Source organism: Vibrio sp. D173a, from assembly GCF_030248475.1.
The window spans coordinates 30727-49226 of the sequence record NZ_JAHGAH010000016.1; the positions used below are offsets into that span (position 1 = coordinate 30727).

Consider the following 18500-nt stretch of genomic DNA (forward strand, 5'->3'; position numbering starts at 1 on the left):
CTAATGAGCCTTCAAGCTTAAAAAGGAAAGACAAAACATGGACCAACAACGTTTAACTCACCTTAAACAACTCGAAGCGGAGAGTATTCATATCATCCGCGAAGTTGCTGCTGAGTTCGATAACCCAGTCATGATGTATTCGATTGGTAAAGATTCATCAGTCATGTTGCATCTTGCGCGCAAAGCCTTCTACCCAGGCAAAATTCCATTCCCACTGCTGCACGTAGACACGGATTGGAAATTCCGCGAGATGATCGAGTTTCGTGATCGTACCGCTGAGAAATACGGCTTTGAGCTTTTGGTTCATAAGAACCCAGAGGGTCTAGCAATGGGTTGTAGCCCATTTGTGCACGGCTCTTCAAAGCATACCGACATCATGAAGACTCAAGGTTTGAAGCAGGCTCTGAACAAGTACGGTTTTGATGCAGCATTCGGTGGTGCACGTCGTGATGAAGAGAAGTCACGTGCAAAAGAGCGCGTTTACTCATTCCGCGATAAGAACCATACCTGGGATCCGAAAAACCAACGTCCAGAGCTTTGGAAAACATACAACGGTCAAGTAAACAAAGGGGAGAGCATTCGTGTGTTCCCACTTTCAAACTGGACTGAGCTGGATATCTGGCAATACATCTACCTAGAAAACATCGAGATCGTGCCTCTGTACCTTGCAGACAAGCGACCGGTTGTTGAGCGTGATGGCATGCTGATTATGGTAGACGATGACCGCATGAAGCTAGAGCCAGGTGAAGTGATTGAAGAGAAGAGTGTTCGTTTCCGTACTTTGGGTTGTTACCCGCTGACTGGTGCGATTGAGTCTGAAGCAAACACGCTAACAGGCATCATCGAAGAAATGTTGGTGGCAACCTCAAGTGAACGCCAAGGTCGTGCGATCGACCACGATCAGTCAGGATCGATGGAGCTTAAGAAACGTCAAGGTTACTTCTAAAGGATCTAAGGAAAGATAATGAACAGTGCAGTTGAAGCTCAATTAGCCGAGCTTGGTATTGAAGGCTATTTAAAACAACACCAGTACAAGTCGTTACTTAGATTCCTGACTTGTGGTTCGGTAGATGACGGTAAAAGTACCCTAATCGGTCGCTTACTCCACGACTCAAAACAAATTTATGAAGATCAGCTAGCAGCAGTTCACTCGGATAGCCAACGCGTAGGCACAACGGGTGAAAAGCCAGATTTGGCATTGCTGGTAGATGGTCTACAAGCAGAACGCGAGCAGGGCATCACCATTGATGTGGCTTACCGTTATTTCTCGACGCAGAAACGTAAGTTCATCATTGCTGACACGCCAGGACATGAGCAGTACACGCGTAACATGGCAACAGGTGCATCGACCTGTGATTTGGCTGTGATTCTGGTTGATGCACGTAAAGGTGTGTTGGACCAAACGCGTCGTCACTCATTTATTTCTAACCTACTGGGTTTGAAACACTTCGTCGTTGCTATCAACAAAATGGACTTGGTGGATTACTCACAAGAACGTTTTGAAGAGATCCGCGATGAGTACCTGCAGTTCTCAGAAAACCTAGCGGGTGAGACGGATATCCAAATCATTCCGTTGTCAGCGCTAGAAGGCGACAACGTAGTAGAGAAAGGACAGAACCTAAGCTGGTTCGAAGGTCCATCTTTGCTTGAGCTACTTGAGACTGTGGATGTTGACCATGAGAAAGGCGAAGGTGATTTCCGTTTCCCTGTTCAGTATGTAAACCGTCCTAACCTCGACTTCCGTGGGTTCGCTGGCACGATTTCATCGGGTTCGGTGAAAGTAGGTGATGCGATTAAGGCGCTGCCGTCAGGCAAAACCTCAACCGTTGCACGTATTGTGACTTTTGATGGTGATGTACAGGAAGCACAAGCCGGTCTGGCTGTGACCTTGACGCTGAATGACGAAATCGACATCAGTCGTGGTGATTTGCTGGTGCTGGAAAATGCGCAAGTGGAATCAACCAACCACTTGTTGGCTGACGTAGTGTGGATGACAGAGCAACCGCTGCAACCAGGTCGTGATTACGACATTAAGATTGCTGGTAAGAAGACGGTTGGTCACGTTGAAGCGATTCGTCATCAGTACGACATCAACAATCTTTCGACTCACGGTGCAGCTGAATTGCCACTCAACGGCATTGGTTTGTGTGAGTGGTCGCTGAACGAATCTGTCGCATTGGATAACTACCAAGATTGTGCCGATACCGGCGGCTTCATCATCATCGATCGTCTAACCAATGTAACAGTAGGTGCCGGCATGGTGAAAGAAAGTTTGGCGGCTGTTGAGCGTGGTCTTGCGGATGTTTCAGCGTTCGAACTTGAACTCAATGCTTTGGTTCGTAAGCACTTCCCGCATTGGGAAGCTAAAGATCTGAGCCAGTTATTGAAGAAGTAATTGGTTCACCTAGCCTGACTGGATTGCGAAACCCGTCAGGCTGATTTCCCCCGAATCCAGAATGCTCCGGAAGCCCAAGAAACCGAGCATTCTGGCGTTCTTTTTCGCTTGCTTTGCTTTTTTGTCTGGTTACTCGTTTGTCACTCCGTGCAGCTAAGTTTGCACGAGTCGTTGTTGTGCCCGTATCGGGTTTATTGGTAAGGATTGGCTATGTGGGAACAAGGATTTGTATTAGCGATTTTGCTTGGCATTATCACTTGTTTACTCGTAACCAAAATTAAACCAAGTTACGTATTTGCTGGAGCCGCTTTCATCGCCTTTATGGCGGGGATGATTGAGCTCAATACCATTGCGGCAAACTTTACTAATTCTTCACTTCTGACCCTAGTGCTGCTGATCCTCGCATCGAGCGCAATAGAAAAAACCTTATTGATCAGCTGGGTCAGTCGCAGTATTTCTGAAGGCCATCTCGGCAGTGTGATTGCCAAGTTGGGCTTTTCTACCGCTTTACTTTCTTCTTTCACAAATAACACCGCGGTTGTGGTGTCGTTAATTGGCGCGATTAAACGCAACCAACAACATGCGCCTTCTAAGCTTTTGATTCCGCTTTCTTATGCAGCGATTTTTGGTGGTACGTTGACGTTGATTGGTACCTCGACCAATTTAATCATCAACAGTTTTGTTGAAGATGCCGGCCTGCCAAGCTTGAGCTTCTTTACTCCAACCATGATTGGCTTAGCGGTGTTGGTGGGCGGTGTGCTTATTCTAATCCCGCTGAGCTATCTGTTGCCCAATTACGATGACCAAAGCCAAGAAGATTTACCTTACTTCTTAGAATCTCGAGTTGAACCGGGGTCGCCGCTGGTTGGGCGCACCATTACCGAAAATAACCTGCGTGCCCTGAGAAAGTTGTTCCTTGCTGAAGTAATTCGCGATGGTGTGACGGTTCCGTCTGTTGGACCTGATTTTGTTCTGAATGCCAAAGATCGATTGCTGTTCTGTGGCGATGTAGAGAGTGTCGCAACATTGCAAGAAATTCCAGGTTTAACGCTGTTTGGCCATCAGCACCTTAACGGACAGAACTTTATTGAAGTGGTAGTCAGTTCATCGGCGACTTTCTGTCATAAAACACTGAAAGAGAGCCGCTTCCGTGACCGTTTTGATGCGGTGGTTGTGGCGATTCGTCGTGGCCATGAACGTCTTGAAGGTGGCTTAGGTAACATCACTTTAGCTGCGGGCGATACGTTAGTTTTGGTGCCCGGTAAGCGCTTTGAGACGGAACGTCGAGCTCACCGTAAAGAGTTTGTATTGGTGAACGATCTGGATTCCAGCGCGCGTTTAGACGCCAACAAATCGGCTTTGGTGTTATTTGGTTTTGCAGCAGTGATTGGCTGTGCGTTGCTAGAGATCGTACCGATTATCAAAGGTCTGGCAGCTTATCTGATTGCGCTACTTGCTTTTGGCGTGATTCAACTTTCCGAACTTCGTCGCCGCTTCCCAATCGATATTGTTGTGATTGTGGGCTCGGCGTTGTCTATCGCCCAGCTAATGATTACATCCGGTTTATCGGTGCGAATGGGCGATATGTTTATTGAAGCCTTTAATGGCTGGGGTGTGTTTGGCGCGCTAGTCGCCACTTACATTATGACTTTAGTGCTAACTGAGCTCGTGACCAACAATGCGGCGGCGGCGCTTTCTTTCCCTATTGGTTATAGCATGGCGGTAGGTTATGGCGTTGACCCAATGCCTTTCATCATGGCGGTGCTGTTTGGCGCCAGTGCCAGTTTTATTTCTCCTTACGGATACCAAACCAATTTGTTGGTATACAGCGTAGGGAATTACAAATTGACCGATTATGTGCGAATCGGCGTGCCGATTTCCATCGTGTATTCAGTGCTAGTACTGACGCTGATCCCGGTCTTCTTTCCGTTTTAATCTGTAAATTTACAAGGATACGTTATGACTGCCGAAACTCCGGTAAAAGATGAAAACATCGTTTGGCATCAGCACTCGGTTGATAAACAGTTTCGTGCTGGATTAAAAAAGCAGAAGCCTGCGGTACTTTGGTTTACTGGGCTATCTGGCGCGGGCAAATCAACGGTGGCAGGTGCATTGGAAAATCGCTTAGCCGAATTGGGTTATCACACTTATTTACTTGATGGCGACAATGTTCGTCATGGCTTGTGTAGCGACTTAGGCTTTTCTGAACAAGACCGTCGCGAGAACATTCGTCGTATTGGTGAACTGGCGAAACTGATGGCAGACGCGGGTTTGATTGTTCTGTCGGCATTTATTTCTCCTCACCGCGCAGAGCGTCAATTGGTGCGTGATCTGTTGCCAGAGGGCGAGTTTATTGAAGTGTTCGTTAATGCCTCTTTAGAAGTGTGTGAAGGTCGCGATCCGAAAGGCTTGTACAAAAAAGCACGCGCAGGAGAAATCCCGAATTTCACCGGTATTGACTCTGAATATCAAGCTCCAGCAAGCCCAGAAATTGATTTGCCAGCGGGCGAAAAGAGTGTCGAAGAGCTGGTGGAGTTATGTTTAATCGACCTTAGACAACGCGGCGTGATCCGATAAAAAAGCATTTGGATCATAGGTGGCCAAAAAGTCACTGAGCAGTTAAAAGAGCTTTTGGATCATAGGTGACCAAAAGCTCTTTTTTATGTACTAAACGGTGTGGTTTACTGTGGTTTTTGCTTCGCTATGAACGCTAAATATTTGATTTAAAAGTACTAAAATCTGATCGTAATACTGGTTGTTAGGTTTATTTCCAAGCAGTTTACACAACTCATTACCTGTCGGAGTAAAGCGGTAGTAAAGCAGACGCACACCTTTTGTATTCACCTGTAATGACAAATTCTTACCTTGGTAGCTGAGCATCAAAGGCGTTTCAATGCCAATCTCTCCTGACTCTAATTCAGTGCTGTGCAGCAGTCCCAATTCAATCAATACTAACAAGCTCGAATAAGGCAGTTGGAAGCTGCCCATATTAAGGTTGCTGGTGGTGTCGCGTTTGCCAAAGCTGAACATCCCGCCATGCGCTTTGTAGCCAATCAGCAGTTTGCGACTGCTATCTCCACCAAAACTGCACGCTAGCGTCGCGGCACGTTGCAGAGTTTGGGCTTCTCTCGGCGACATGTCTTTCAGCAGTTTAAGTGCTTTCATCGAAGTTGAACCGGGGTTGGTCACTTCGCGCTTCATGACTTGCGCCCAGAGCTTTTGCATTGAGCTGTTGTGGATGTCTTGCGCCATATCGAAAAAACGATACAACCAGTCTTGGTCTGGCTCACCAGCGGTCTCATCTCGACATGAGCTGTGCGCCAGTTTGAGGATTTGCTCTAAGTTCTTTTGTCTTTGTTCTTGGCGGCGTTGTTCACGTAACTGAGCGCGTTCAAGTGCAGTTTTAGCTGGAGGATCGTTTTGCAACAAAGCATCTAATCCGTAGATTTGAGCAATGCTTTGAACACGGCTCGCACTGTCTTTAATGTAGCCAGACTTCTTTTCGTGGTGAGTATGTTTTTGTTGTGTGGGTTCGTGTTCGATAACAACAGGTTGCTTTGTTGGTTCTGCCATTTCATTTCCTACCAAGACTGGCGATTAGCGCTTGCTTAAATTTACACCTTTCCTGTTTTCTCGACCAGAGAGGCATGTCCGGATTTTGACAGAATAGGGCTATTCAAAATGATAATGAGTTGTTAAAATTGTTATCATTATTTTGGAGGGCTGATGAGATATTCAGACGTAAGCAAACTGAGAAAACACCTGTCGATAGCGCTACTTTTGGTTTTGTATGTCGGTATACTCGCGTATTTGTCTCGCTATATCGTGTAACTAAATATATATCTGGCAGGCATAAAAAAGGCGCCGAAGCGACGCCTAGTGTATCTATTCTACTAATCAACTGAGTTATTGATTAGCAACCAAGTTATTAGCTATCAAACAAGCTACATATCATCGTAGGCTTCAATTGATGAGCCTTCAATCACGTAGGCCGTTTCTGCCAACTCATGTTCGATCGTTTCAGTTTTCAGAGTCCCCACCACATAAATGACATCCCATAGCTCCTGTACTGGTGCACCTTTCGGGAATTTGACATAAATGATCTGGTTTGGTGGTGGTGGTGGAACGTGGATACAAGCGCCAAAGTATGGCACCAGTAAGAATTCCGTCACCGTATTCGCATCACCTTCTAATGGGATCACGAAGCCTGGGATTTTCACTTTGCTGCCGTTAAGCTCAGGACGAACATTACCAATCTTAGATTGAAGTGCCGCCCCACCGTTGTGGTCTGTAGCTGGCATGCCGACACTGTCGAACATCTTGCGCTCATTCTCTGGCACAAGATCAATCCAATCGAGTTTCAGCGGTTCGTCACTGGCCATTACTGGTGCAGTGAAGGAAATCAGTAGCAAACAGCTAGCGAGTATTTTTTTCCACATTTTTACTAAATCCTAATTGTCATTCCATCGCTGAGCGATTGTCGGTAAGCACGGAATGCTGGGATGAAGCCAATCACAATACCTGCACACTGTACAAAGCCAAGCAACATCCATTCATACGGCGACAGTGCCGTTAAGGTTAGGTGTATACCATAACTTTGTTGGATTATTGGTTGCAAGAGGGCAAGAATGGAATACAAGCCCGCAACGCCGGTAATGATGCCAGCAAACGTGAGTAAACTCGCTTCACTGATCAGTAGCGAGAAGACGTGTTTAGGTCTTGCTCCCATTGCGCGCAGGATGGCCATTTCACGGCGGCGTTCTTGTAAGCTGGTCAGCAAGCTACTCAACATACCCAATAAACCTGCCACGACTACAAAGCCTGAGACTGCCATCAGTGCTTGTTGCGCAACCGACATCATTCCCCATAATTCATGCAGAGCGACGCCCGGCATGATGGCACTAAGAGGCTCTTTCGGATAAGTGTTGATTTGTCTTTGCAGAGCAAAAGTCTGGATGCGTGACTTCAACCCGACCAGCATCGCAGTGATCTGCTTTGGTTGAAAATCTCTGGCTTTGAGGTCTGCGGCACTTGGTGTCGGGCCCAAGCGAGCGCCACTTTCCCAACCGACGTGAATTGCTTCAATCGCTTCTAGGGAAACGTGGACGGTTTTATCCACTGGCGTGCCTGTCGGAGCCAGAATACCGACAACTTTAAATGGCAAGTTATCGTGACGACTAAAGCCAACATCACTGATGCCATGGGCAATGATTATCTCGCTACCAATTTTATAGCCGAGTTGTTTTGCAACATCAGAGCCAAGTACGGTTTCAAATAAGCCATTGAATTCTCGGCCTTCTGAGAATGTGAGTGGTTGCTTACTTCCGTACTTATAATGTTCGAAATAGCTGTGGTTGGTGCCCATCACTCGAAAGCCTTTGTGTGAATCACCCAACGAGATTGGGATAGCCCAATCGACGGCTCGGTGGTTCGCAAACTCTTGGTAGCTCTTCCAGTCAATATTGTTGGTGGCATTGCCGATTCTGAATACTGAGTACAGCAGCAGGTTCACTTGTCCTGAGCGACCTCCGACAATTAGGTCAGTTCCAGAAATAGTATTAGCGAAGCTATCTTTGGCTTGGGTTCGAATGCGCTCTACGCCTAATAATAGAACAACAGAAATGGCAACCGTCATGATGGTGAGAATAGCGGTCGCTTTACGGTTCATCAGGCTTTTCCAAGCGAGCTTTACAACAGCACTCATGATGCGGCTCCTGGGTTATGCGCTTGATTGATTTCAGGCAGATTAAGTGTTCGGTCAAATAAGGATTCTAGCGTCGGGTCATGACTGACGAAGACCAACGTCGCGTTGGCAAGGTTGGCTTGCTCCATCAAGAGTTCAATGAATGCTTTGCGGTTGTCATGATCGAGTGCCGATGTGGGCTCATCGGCAATCACCAGTTCAGGCTGACCGATCAAAGCACGCGCTGCTGCGACACGTTGTTGCTGACCAATACTGAGCTCTGATACCGGTTTGTCATGCAGGGCTTTAGGTAAACGCAAACGTTCCAGTAGCGTCGTCGCTTGTTCTTCCAGTGATGTCGTTGAAGCATTTGGAGTAACGCGGTCGCGGCGAATTTTACTGAATTGGCATGGAATAAGAACGTTCTCTATCACATTGAGATAAGGCAACAAATTGAATTGTTGGAAGATATAGCCAATGTGATCGGCGCGAAACTTGTCTCTTTGACTCGCTCTCAAACTCGCGATATCGGTGTCTAATACAGACAATGAACCGGATGTGAGCGTATTGATGCCTGTTAACAGGGCAAGCAGAGTCGATTTACCGCAGCCGCTTGGGCCTTTGATAAAGACATGCTCGCCTTGAGCAATGTGTAACTGGGGGATGTTAATGGTCGCGTTTTCGGAGCCGGGCCAGACAAACTGGGCATTAGAGAGCTCAACAACGTTTAACGTGGTTTCAGTCATAATAAATTACCAAAGCAATGGCGTGTAAGTAAGTACTTACACGCCAAGTGATTTATTTAATTGCGATCTTTGCGTTGTCTTTGCTTAGGCTAGTCGCAGACTGAGTAGTGTCAGTGAATAGGTTTGCACTGATTGATTCTGTTGCAGGGAATTGCTTGAACCAAGTGGTATTGATGCTGTTTAGATCGGCAACAGAGTCACAGTGGTAGCGGTATTCTGCTGTGAATTCACCGTGGCCGCCGTGTTCATGATCGTGACCCTCATGCTCGTCGTGATGTTCATGACCTTCGTGATCGTGGTGGTCATCATCATGTGCATGTTCGTCGTGATCATGGTCTTTGTGCTTGTCATGGTCATGTTCGTCGTGATCATGGTCTTTGTGCTTGTCATGGTCATGTTTGTCATGATCGTGACCTTCGTGGTCATGTTTATCGTGATCGTGGCCCTCATGGTCGTGGTGTTCATGACCTTCATGAGAATCTTGGCCTAGGGTGTGGGATACGTGAACATCTTCAATCACACATTTCGCTTGTTTGTTGATAGCAAACAACTGGTCGGTGTTTTTTAGAGCAGTAACAGCATCGCCAAGTGCCTTCTCTTGTTCGGCGTTTTCAGGTGCGTGCTCAAAGCCAACAACGTCCGCGCCTGGAGAAGTGATTTCGATCAGTAGGTCTTTACCATCTTGAGCAATATTGAATTCTACGTGGCCGTGCACGTGTGCTTCGTGTTGACGATATTCTTCTGCGTTTGCGGTTGCTGCTAGAGATAGGCCGATAACAAGAGCTAGAGCGTGTTTAGAAGGCATTTTCTTTTCCTAATTTGCTTAAATGTTTTATTGAGATTGCTAATTTAAATCATGTATTTAGCAACTCGTTTAATTTCTAGTATGGAGGCTTCTTAAGTTTAAGCAAAAATAGGCGGCGCGCGTGCTGTATAGCGCACATCACTGACATTTAAACGTTTTTTGATCACGTCTGAGTATGTCGAGCGTTGATAAGTTGGTACGAGAAGTTCTGGTTGAGCCTTTACCAGGCCATGATGCGAGCCAGCAAACATTTGGCAATGATGGTGGCTGTGGTGCTCCGGGACTAGGTCAAGTTGATGAGCGATAGTGGCAAAATTCCAAGCGATCAGTAACGCAACACTGAGTAAGACCACAGTGCGACGCCAATGATGTGAGATTGCTTGCCAGCGATAGTACATCTTAAAGCCCGAAACGATACCTAGTGTTATAATATAACACCCATTTGGCAGAAAAGTTCATTCTTTTATGAAATGGAGATGGATTATCTGTTATGAAATAATAACTTAGAAGCAAGTTTTCGGGAGTTTGCTCCTCACCTAAAGACGGCAAGGAGCAATTAAGACTAGATATTTTGCTTGATTAGACCAAGAACTTGGTCGATTTCATCCGTGCTGAGAGCCCCTTCTTTGATGAAGAGAATTTTACCTTGCTTGTCTTGCACAATGATGGCTGAGCTTTCTTCTTGTAGAGCCCAGCTATTTGCCACTACACCATTTTCATCTAGGACCATTGATGACCAAGGAAATTCTTGTTTGCTGTCTTGCGCCGATGATTTGACAAATGAACCAGTTCCCCAAACTGCATCATCTTGGTTAATGATGGTTGTGGTTTGGTAAGCGTCTTCTGGGAATTTCGCTTCAGTTAGCGCTGTCATTAGTGGTGCGTTCATTGCTTTTGAGCTGCTGCGCCCTGCGATTGCATGAATGACACGGACTTTACCGAGCATTTGTTGCGTAGCCCAAGGTTGATAAGCCACGCCTTCACCTTGCAATACGATTTCACCGTAGGCGTCTACTTTCGCCGCTGGCACGCTTTCACCAACTGATAAGTTGTGAGCCAGTGCTAGACCCGGAGCAAGAGCAAGGAAAAAAGGGAGGAGAGTCTTAGTTTTCATATTGTTATGTTCCATATGGGGGTGTGAGACTTTCCAAGTATATACTTACAGTGAATAAAAATGTAGAACCGTTTATAACAATTATTTAACATATGATGTTTTAATTTTGTTGCTTTGAGAAAGGAATTTGATAGAATGAACCCTGTCGCAAATTGCGCATAAAGGTTGCCATGGAAAGAGCAATCGGTGTTTTCTCAAAAGGATATTGAGGTGGTTATGCTACGTGAGTTTGCTGTTTACCGTCCACGTCAGGTGGCGCGTTTCGTTAAGACTTTATTCAAAGGTCAGTTTTCAATTGCAGGTGTTGGTCAGTTCCGTTTTGATAACGGAAAGGTGCTGTTGCCTGATATCAAAAACCCCCAACAACTCTCTGTATTTAGAGAAGTAAATCAAGCAATTTTATCTCTCCCAGTGTAATGACAAGAATTGTAAAAGAGCGACTTTCGTCGCTCTTTTTAGTTTAGGCTTAACCTTGAAGGCTTGGTGGGAAACAAACCCCAGTGCCACCTAAACCACAGTAGCCGTTCGGGTTTTTCGCTAGGTATTGCTGATGGTAAGTTTCAGCGAAGTAATACGGACCAGCAGGTTCAATTTCTGTCGTGATGGCTGAGCGTTGATCTTCTTGCAGAGCTTGCTGATACTGGACCTTTGAACGTTCGGCTGCGTCTTGCTGTTCTTGTGAATAGGTGTAAACCGCAGAGCGGTATTGCGTTCCTAAGTCGTTGCCTTGGCGCATCCCTTGAGTTGGATCGTGCTTTTCCCAAAATGCGGCAAGCAAATGCTCAAGAGAAATCACGCGATCATCAAAGACCACTCGGACCACTTCGGTATGTCCTGTCTTGCCTGTGCACACTTCTTCGTAAGTTGGGTTTGGTGTGTAACCCCCTGCGTAACCGACGGATGTGGATACCACGCCCTCAATTTGCCAGAACAATCGTTCTGCTCCCCAGAAGCAACCCATTCCCAATAAAATCTGTTGTTGGTGAGCTTGCGGCTGTGCCGTTAAACTCGATTGATTTACAAAATGCGTGTCATCGATTTGCATTGATGCCTCTCTACCTGGCAGCGCATCTTCTATACTGATCATTGTCTGTTTGTTGAGCATGGTATTTGTCCTTCAATACGAGTCTTAATTTTGCGAATGATTATATTCAGTCTGAATATGATGTTGTGATGACATAGACCGTGGTAAACCTATTAATATTACAGACTTAGCCTTCAATTGGCGTTATTATTGTTTACGTTTATTTAACCTCATCCAGCTAAAAAGCATGATAAGAAAAGCTACCCCGATCATTGTCAGTCTACTTGCCTTTTCTCATAGCGCTTACGCCGATGTTTCCTTAAAGATAAAGGGCATTGATGGCGCGCTAGAAGATAATGTGAACGCTTACTTGTCTTCAATTCCAGAAGACGATTACTCGACGTCGTTGCGCTTTCAGGCGCGATTGGAACAAAGTATCACTGAAGCGCTCAATGCGCTTGGCTATTATCATGCGAAAATTTCATACACTATTACGAAAGATAATGATGAATTGATCGTCAACGTCAAACCGGGCGAACCTGTCAGAATCAAAGAAATTGACGTGGTGATTTCAGGTGAGGCGGGGGAAGATGAAGAATTCACGAACCTGATCAAAAAATCACGCTTGAAAGAAGGTCGAGTCTTAAACCAAGGGGAATACGACGCTCTAAAATCAGGTATTCGTAACTTAGCGTTGCAACGTGGCTACTTTAACGGTGACTTTAAATTGAGCCGTTTAGAGGTGGTGCCCGAACTTAATGAAGCTAACGTTCGTCTGCACTATGACAGTGGTATCCGTTATCACTTTGGTACGGTTGAAATTTTAGGTAGTCAGATCTGGGAAGATCGCGTTGATTCTTTGCGCCCATTTAAAACCGGTGAGCCTTACTTGGTCTCTGAAGTGGGTGAATATAACCAGAACCTTTCGAATACGGATTGGTTCTCATCGGTGTTTGTTGAGCCTGATCTCACCAAGTTAGATGATGGTCGAGACCTGCCAATCAAAGTCTCACTTGCTCCTGCTGCGAAAAACCAAATTGAAACGGGTATTGGTTACTCTACCGATACTGGTGTGCGCGGTACGCTGAAATGGAAAAAACCATGGGTGAGTGCGCGAGGCCACAGCTTTGATACCGCGCTTTCTCTGTCTAAACCAGAGCAGACCATCACGGCTGGCTACAAGATCCCACTTGATGACGTATTGCACGAATACTACCAACTTCAGTTCGGTTTGAAGCATCTCGATAACCGAGATACGGAAAGCTTGGAATCGAGTCTTGCGGTAGAGCGCCACTGGCTTACTGATGGCGGCTGGCATAAAACACTGTATGTACGCCACTTGTACGAAAACTTTTCGCAAGGCTTGCAAGAAGATGGTGTGCAGTTTGTCTTACCTGGTGCTTCGTTCTCCCGTACACGGACTCGTGGCGGTAACATGCCAATGTGGGGCGATAAACAGAGTGTGACGGTTGAATACGGTGACCCGGCGTTGTTGTCTGAAACTCGCGTACTTCGTTTGTTAGGTCGCACATCTTGGATTCGTGGTATCGGACAAAACCACCGTGGTTTATTCCGCCTTGAAGGCGGCGCCAACGTCACTGATGAATTTGAAAAACTCTCGCCATCGCTGCGTTTCTTCGCTGGTGGTGACAACAACATTCGTGGTTACGGCTACGAATCGATCTCGCCAACAGACTCGAGTGGCGCATTGACCGGTGCGAAATACATGGTAACCAGTACGTTAGAGTACCAGTATCGTGTGCATGGCAACTGGTGGGGGGCGGTATTCTACGACATTGGTGACGCATTTAATAAAACCCCTGAATGGAAATCGGGTGCGGGTGTCGGTATCCGCTGGGCATCACCGGTCGGTCCGGTGAGCTTTGACTTTGCTTGGGGCCTAGACGCCGAGCCAGATCCAGAATTCCGTATCCACTTCTCTTTGGGGCCAGAGCTATGATGAAAACAACACTGAAGTGGACGAAATGGTTCTCAATCGGTCTACTGACTCTTATTGTGTTGCTGGCGATTTTAGTCGGCACCATTCTATTTACCCACCCAGGTCTAAAGTTGGCACTTTGGGGGGCAGAAAAAGCGTTACCGCAACTTAAAGTCGAGCAAATTCAAGGCTCACTATTCCCACGTTTTGCGCTGCATAACGTCAGCTTTGTGGATGAGTCTCTCCATGTTGATGCTAAGGTGGAAAGCTTAACGTTAGCGATGAACTTCCGTTGTTTCTTTGACCCTAAAGTGTGTGTGGATGAGCTCGCGCTGCAGGGTGTTAACTTCCAAATGCCAGAGTTGCCACCGGCAAGTGATGAGCCGGAAGAAGAAACACCACCGCTGCGCTCCATCAGCACACCAGTGCCAATCTTCGTCAATAAAGTCAGCTTTAACGACATTAACCTGAATATCTTAGGTAACAAGGTTGATTGGCAAGACTTCTCTACCGCATTGTCGATGCAAGGTGACCGCTTGGTGATTGCTCCAACGGCATTGAAAGCTATCAATGTGGCACTTGCACCAAATGACGAAGCCACAGAAGAGAAGCCATCACAAGCAGCAGATTCGGAACCAAAGGCCAAGAGCGAGCAAGCTAAAGCGACACCAAAGGCAACAGAAAGCCAGCCTAAAGAGGCGAAAACTCCAGCTGCAGAGGAAGCTAAACCTACAGCTGAAACGAAGCCAGAAGGGATTGTGCTGCCTGAGGTATGGATTCCACTGACCGTTGAAGCAAAACGTCTCGATATTCATGACTTTAAATTAGCGGGTAACACACCTGTGATTGTTCACCACTTAGGGCTAGAGGCAACGGCTGGTGGTGATAACGTCGATGTCAAAACGCTAGAGCTTGATATGCCAGAAGTCGAAGGCCAGCTAAGTACGCAAGTGACATTATCGGCCGATTACCCAATTCAAGCGCAGATTGATGCTCTGGTTAAACAAGCGGACGCAAAGGGGCAGAAACTATCGCTTTCTGCGTCTGGCTCGGTTGGCGATTTATCATTGCAGGCGACCCTGTCTGATTTGGTGAAAGCGACGATTGAAGGTCAAATTCAACCGCTTAAACCTGAGTTGCCATTTGATATCAAGCTGAAAGATGTTGCTGCGCAATGGCCATTGAGTGGTAAGAGTGATTACCAAGTTTCTGTTCCTAGCCTAGTCGCTACAGGCTCACTAGAGGGCTACACCGTTGCGTTAGAAACCAAGGCGTCGGGTAAAGATATTCCTGCTGTGGATGTGGCGTTAAACGGTAAAGGTACCCTAGAACAGATTGATTTAGACAGCATAGTTGTCAAAACGCTAGGCGGTGAGTTAGCGGGTAAGGTGATGGCCAACTGGGCTGCGCCAATCAACTGGCAAGCCGATCTAAACCTGAAGAACATTCAGCCAGGTTTACAATGGCCAGAAGCTGAAGGTGATATCAGCGGTAGTCTATCGACTTCAGGCTCACTAACCGATCAAGGTGGCTGGCAAGTGAGTCTGCCTAAACTGGACATCGACGGTATTCTGCGTGGCTACCCGCTGAATATTGAAGGTCAGCTAAAGGCATCTGACAAGACGGGTAAAGGCGAGGATATTCAGCTCAATACACAAGGTTTAGCTTTGTCCCATGGCCCCAACTCATTGAGAGCAAAAGGTAAGATCGACAAACAGATCTTGATGGATGTTGAAGTTAACTTCCCCGATTTCGCGAAAAGCGTACCGGACCTTGGCGGTAAGATGAATGGTAATATCGCACTTCGTGGTAGCCTGAAACAGCCAGACATCAACTTAGATCTCGCGCTTAACCAAGTGAATTGGCAACAACAAGCGAAGGTAGAAACCATTACGCTGAAAGGCGATGTGACTCCACTGCCTGCGCCGAAAGCTGATGTCAGCCTAATTGCGAAAAATATCACTTACGATGACATCAAAATCGATAGTGCGGACCTTGAAGTGACAGGCGATGAGACGCTGCATCAACTCACGTTGGATGTGGTTTCAGATGTTGTTTCAAGTAGTTTAGAGATCGAAGGTAGCTTCAAGCAAAAGCCAGAAATGATCTGGGATGGTGCATTGCGTCGCTTAACGCTAAGTACCCCCCAAGGCCCTTGGGCGCTACAAAAATCAACGGCAGTTAAGGTTAACATCGATAAGCAGATTGCGAATGTACAGGCACATTGTTGGTTGCAAGCAAACTCAAAAGTGTGTCTAACGGAAGACATCAGTGTTGGTAAGAGCGGTGAAGCGAAGTTAGCCATCACTAACTTTGACTTTGACCAAATTAAACAGTTCTTGCCAGCAGAGACCAAGCTTCAAGGCTCGGTGAACGCGAATGCTGACGCAAAATGGGCACCAGACATGAAACCGGAAGTGACGGTAAATGTGGAGATGCCGAAAGGTCAGGTTGAGCAAGCGCTAGAACAGCCAATTAAGGTCGGCTGGGACAGTGTCAGCCTAAAAGCTAAGTTAGCCCAAGATAAACTGAATGCTGAGTGGTTATTTGATGTTACAGACAACGGCGATTTATCCGGTAAGGTGTCGTTAAATGATGTCTCGTCAGAGAGCCCAACTATTGACGGTAAAGTGTCGCTGTCGACGTTCCATTTAGACTTCTTAGCGCCACTTATCGGTGAGTACAGCCTATTCAAAGCGAACATGAATACGGATCTGGCTCTGTCGGGTGATGTGATGCATCCGAAAGTGAATGGTCAGTTCTTGATTGACCAGATGAAGTTGCAAGGTGATGTGACGCCAATTGATATCAACTCGGGCAAAGTCGCGATTAACTTCAGAGGGCATCAAGCAGATTTAGATGCAGGCATTATTACACCCGATGGTAAGCTGGAAATTAACGGTGATGCGGATTGGCGCGATCTGGAAAACTGGCACACCAAAGCTCGTGTTTTTGCAAAAGAGCTGAAAGTCGATATGCCGCCAATGGTGCGAATCAAAGTCGAGCCAGACATGACGATTGACGTGACGCCTCAACTGGCCAAGGTTGAAGGCAACATCAATCTTCCGTGGGGTCGTATCTTAGTGGATGAGTTGCCACCAAGTGCGGTTGGCGTATCGAGCGATACGGTTATCTTGAATAAAGATATGCAGCCTGTCGATGGCGAACAAGCACTGCCGTTTAACGTAGAAACTGACATCAACATCAAGATTGGCGATGACTTCCAATTGTCTGCATTCGGTCTAAAAGGTGACTTGCAAGGTAACTTGAATGTGACACAAAAAGACAAAGGTCCATTCATTGTTGGTGAAGTGAATATCGTCGACGGTTCTTACCGCTCATTCGGCCAAGACTTGGTGATCGAAGAAGGTAAGATCATGATGAATGGCCCTGCGGATCAGCCTTACGTATCAATCAAAGCGATTCGTAACCCAGACAACACGCAAGACGATGTGACAGCCGGTGTTCGAGTAACTGGCCCAGCAAGTGACCCGACCGTAGAAATTTTCTCGGATCCGGCGATGCCACAAGCGAACGCACTGTCTTACCTATTGCGCGGTCAAGATATCGATGCGGAGTCGGGCGGTAACGCCATGACTACAACGTTGATCGGCCTAAGCTTGGCGAAGAGCGGCAAGGTAGTTGGTGAAATCGGTGAAGCTTTTGGTGTACAAGACTTGCAATTGGATACGGCTGGTTCGGGAGATAACTCTCAGGTGACAGTAAGTGGTTATATCTTGCCAGGTCTGCAAGTGAAGTACGGCGTAGGTATCTTTACCTCGCTGGGTGAGTTCACTGTTCGTTACCGTTTGATGAAAGATTTGTACCTAGAGGCGGTATCGGGCGTCGATAGTGCGGTTGATCTGCTCTACCAGTTTGAATTCAACTAAGCTTAGCTTTTAAAACATAACTAAGGAGTGGTTATGCAGCATTTGGTATTTGTGTATGGCACCTTACGCAAAGGAGAGTGCAATCATCACTTTTTGAAAACCGCAGAATTTCTCGGGCATCATGAGACTGATGCCCAATTTGCTTTGTACGATCTAGGTCGTTATCCCGCGTTGTCGACTGGGCAAAAAGCGATACAAGGCGAAGTGTATTTAATTGATAACGATACACTCAGCGAGTTAGATAAGCTTGAAGATGTGCCGGTTGAGTATCGAAGAGAAACCATTGCGACGCCATTTGGCCAAGCTTGGATCTACTTATACCAAGATACTGAGCAACTCACAGAAGAGATTGCTTCTGGGGATTGGTGCCAAAGGGTGTGAACTATACTTCGCGAGTACGCGTAAGCATGTGTAGTGAAAGTCTATGACTGTCGAATTGGTACTCGATAACGGGTATTCAAGGGGGGGTCCGACGGTCTGTTGTTTCAAGCCTAAGGATAACTTATGAGAACCATCATCATCGGCGCTATGCTTCTATTTCTCAACGCTTGTGCGCAAACCACACTACCCAGCTCTGTTAACGCGACAGACTGGCAAGCTTTCGGCAAACAAACAGCACTAAACGGCTCGCTTGAGTTGTCCGAAGACCGTATTGCCAAGTTAGATGACACTAACCGTGCCACTCCGGAACTCATCATGGCCTACCAAACTGGCTACCAGGAGGGTAAGGAAGAGTATTGTCAGCAAAGCGCTTATATTCTCGGCGTACGAGGCGCTCCTTACTATGGCATCTGCGATGATTTAGACCCATTTTTCCACAACGATTATGAATCAGGCAGATTGTCGACGGCGGGTGGCTATTAAACCAAGCTATGAAAACGAAAAAGAGCTGCCAATTGGTAGC

17 protein-coding genes are annotated in these 18500 nt (G+C 46.6%); 9 read left to right on the forward strand and 8 right to left on the reverse strand.

Features of this window, described 5'->3' with window-relative positions; genetic code table 11:
- The first annotated feature begins 37 nt into the window (after nucleotides 1–37).
- From cysD to cysC, 4 genes are all read left to right on the forward strand, one after another.
- On the forward strand, nucleotides 38–946 hold the full coding sequence (cysD, locus tag KIV40_RS02645; protein ID WP_005430587.1) for a sulfate adenylyltransferase subunit CysD: 909 nt from the start codon (nucleotides 38–40) through the stop codon (nucleotides 944–946).
- 18 nt (nucleotides 947–964) lie between these two features.
- Nucleotides 965–2395 carry a sulfate adenylyltransferase subunit CysN gene (gene cysN, locus KIV40_RS02650; RefSeq protein WP_005528550.1) on the forward strand — a complete coding sequence of 477 codons (1431 nt, stop codon included), beginning with the start codon at nucleotides 965–967 and terminating at the stop codon, nucleotides 2393–2395.
- Nucleotides 2396–2605: 210 nt separating this feature from the next.
- Nucleotides 2606–4330, forward strand: coding sequence for an SLC13 family permease (locus KIV40_RS02655; RefSeq protein WP_285347900.1), 1725 nt, complete (start codon nucleotides 2606–2608; stop codon nucleotides 4328–4330).
- 24 nt (nucleotides 4331–4354) lie between these two features.
- Nucleotides 4355–4972, forward strand: a complete 618-nt coding sequence (gene cysC, locus KIV40_RS02660) for an adenylyl-sulfate kinase (RefSeq protein WP_005430514.1) — start codon at nucleotides 4355–4357, stop codon at nucleotides 4970–4972.
- 90 nt (nucleotides 4973–5062) lie between these two features.
- Here the strand turns inward: cysC and KIV40_RS02665 are convergent, their stop codons facing one another.
- The 7 genes from KIV40_RS02665 to KIV40_RS02695 form a co-directional block, all read right to left on the reverse strand.
- Entirely contained in the window at nucleotides 5063–5968 is a 906-nt protein-coding gene (locus tag KIV40_RS02665) for a TIGR03899 family protein (RefSeq protein WP_285347901.1), read from the reverse strand.
- A gap of 371 nt (nucleotides 5969–6339) precedes the next feature.
- The gene (locus KIV40_RS02670) at nucleotides 6340–6834 is read right to left on the reverse strand and encodes a DUF3299 domain-containing protein (RefSeq protein WP_005430529.1); all 495 of its coding nucleotides are present in this window, start codon (nucleotides 6832–6834) and stop codon (nucleotides 6340–6342) included.
- Between the two features lie 5 nt (nucleotides 6835–6839).
- Nucleotides 6840–8099 (reverse strand): ABC transporter permease, encoded by a 1260-nt coding sequence (locus KIV40_RS02675; RefSeq protein WP_285347902.1) that lies wholly within the window; start codon nucleotides 8097–8099, stop codon nucleotides 6840–6842.
- Entirely contained in the window at nucleotides 8096–8824 is a 729-nt protein-coding gene (locus tag KIV40_RS02680; protein ID WP_105064731.1) for an ABC transporter ATP-binding protein, read from the reverse strand. Before KIV40_RS02680 ends, KIV40_RS02675 begins: the two co-directional genes overlap by 4 nt.
- A gap of 52 nt (nucleotides 8825–8876) precedes the next feature.
- On the reverse strand, nucleotides 8877–9629 hold the full coding sequence (locus KIV40_RS02685) for a DUF2796 domain-containing protein (protein WP_285347903.1): 753 nt from the start codon (nucleotides 9627–9629) through the stop codon (nucleotides 8877–8879).
- 98 nt (nucleotides 9630–9727) lie between these two features.
- Nucleotides 9728–10027 carry a DUF2607 family protein gene (locus tag KIV40_RS02690; RefSeq protein WP_285347904.1) on the reverse strand — a complete coding sequence of 100 codons (300 nt, stop codon included), beginning with the start codon at nucleotides 10025–10027 and terminating at the stop codon, nucleotides 9728–9730.
- 164 nt (nucleotides 10028–10191) lie between these two features.
- Entirely contained in the window at nucleotides 10192–10743 is a 552-nt protein-coding gene (locus KIV40_RS02695) for a YtfJ family protein (protein ID WP_285347905.1), read from the reverse strand.
- A gap of 216 nt (nucleotides 10744–10959) precedes the next feature.
- On the opposite strand from KIV40_RS02695, the gene KIV40_RS02700 reads away from it, so the two are divergent.
- A complete protein-coding gene (locus KIV40_RS02700; protein WP_005528565.1) occupies nucleotides 10960–11160 on the forward strand; it encodes a DUF1107 domain-containing protein in 201 nt (66 codons plus the stop codon).
- A 49-nt stretch (nucleotides 11161–11209) separates the two neighbouring features.
- Here the strand turns inward: KIV40_RS02700 and msrA are convergent, their stop codons facing one another.
- Entirely contained in the window at nucleotides 11210–11848 is a 639-nt protein-coding gene (msrA, locus tag KIV40_RS02705) for a peptide-methionine (S)-S-oxide reductase MsrA (RefSeq protein ID WP_285347906.1), read from the reverse strand.
- Nucleotides 11849–12014: 166 nt separating this feature from the next.
- Between msrA and KIV40_RS02710 the strand changes: the two genes are divergently transcribed.
- From KIV40_RS02710 to KIV40_RS02725, 4 genes are all read left to right on the forward strand, one after another.
- The gene (locus tag KIV40_RS02710) at nucleotides 12015–13727 is read left to right on the forward strand and encodes an autotransporter assembly complex family protein (protein WP_285347907.1); all 1713 of its coding nucleotides are present in this window, start codon (nucleotides 12015–12017) and stop codon (nucleotides 13725–13727) included.
- Nucleotides 13724–17596: a translocation/assembly module TamB domain-containing protein gene (locus KIV40_RS02715; protein ID WP_285347908.1), complete on the forward strand. Its 3873-nt coding sequence runs from the start codon at nucleotides 13724–13726 to the stop codon at nucleotides 17594–17596. The genes KIV40_RS02710 and KIV40_RS02715 overlap by 4 nt, the downstream gene beginning before the upstream one ends.
- Before the next feature lie 33 nt (nucleotides 17597–17629).
- A complete protein-coding gene (locus tag KIV40_RS02720; RefSeq protein WP_285347909.1) occupies nucleotides 17630–17977 on the forward strand; it encodes a gamma-glutamylcyclotransferase in 348 nt (115 codons plus the stop codon).
- 123 nt (nucleotides 17978–18100) lie between these two features.
- Entirely contained in the window at nucleotides 18101–18460 is a 360-nt protein-coding gene (locus tag KIV40_RS02725) for a DUF2799 domain-containing protein (RefSeq protein WP_285347910.1), read from the forward strand.
- Nucleotides 18461–18500 lie beyond the last annotated feature (40 nt).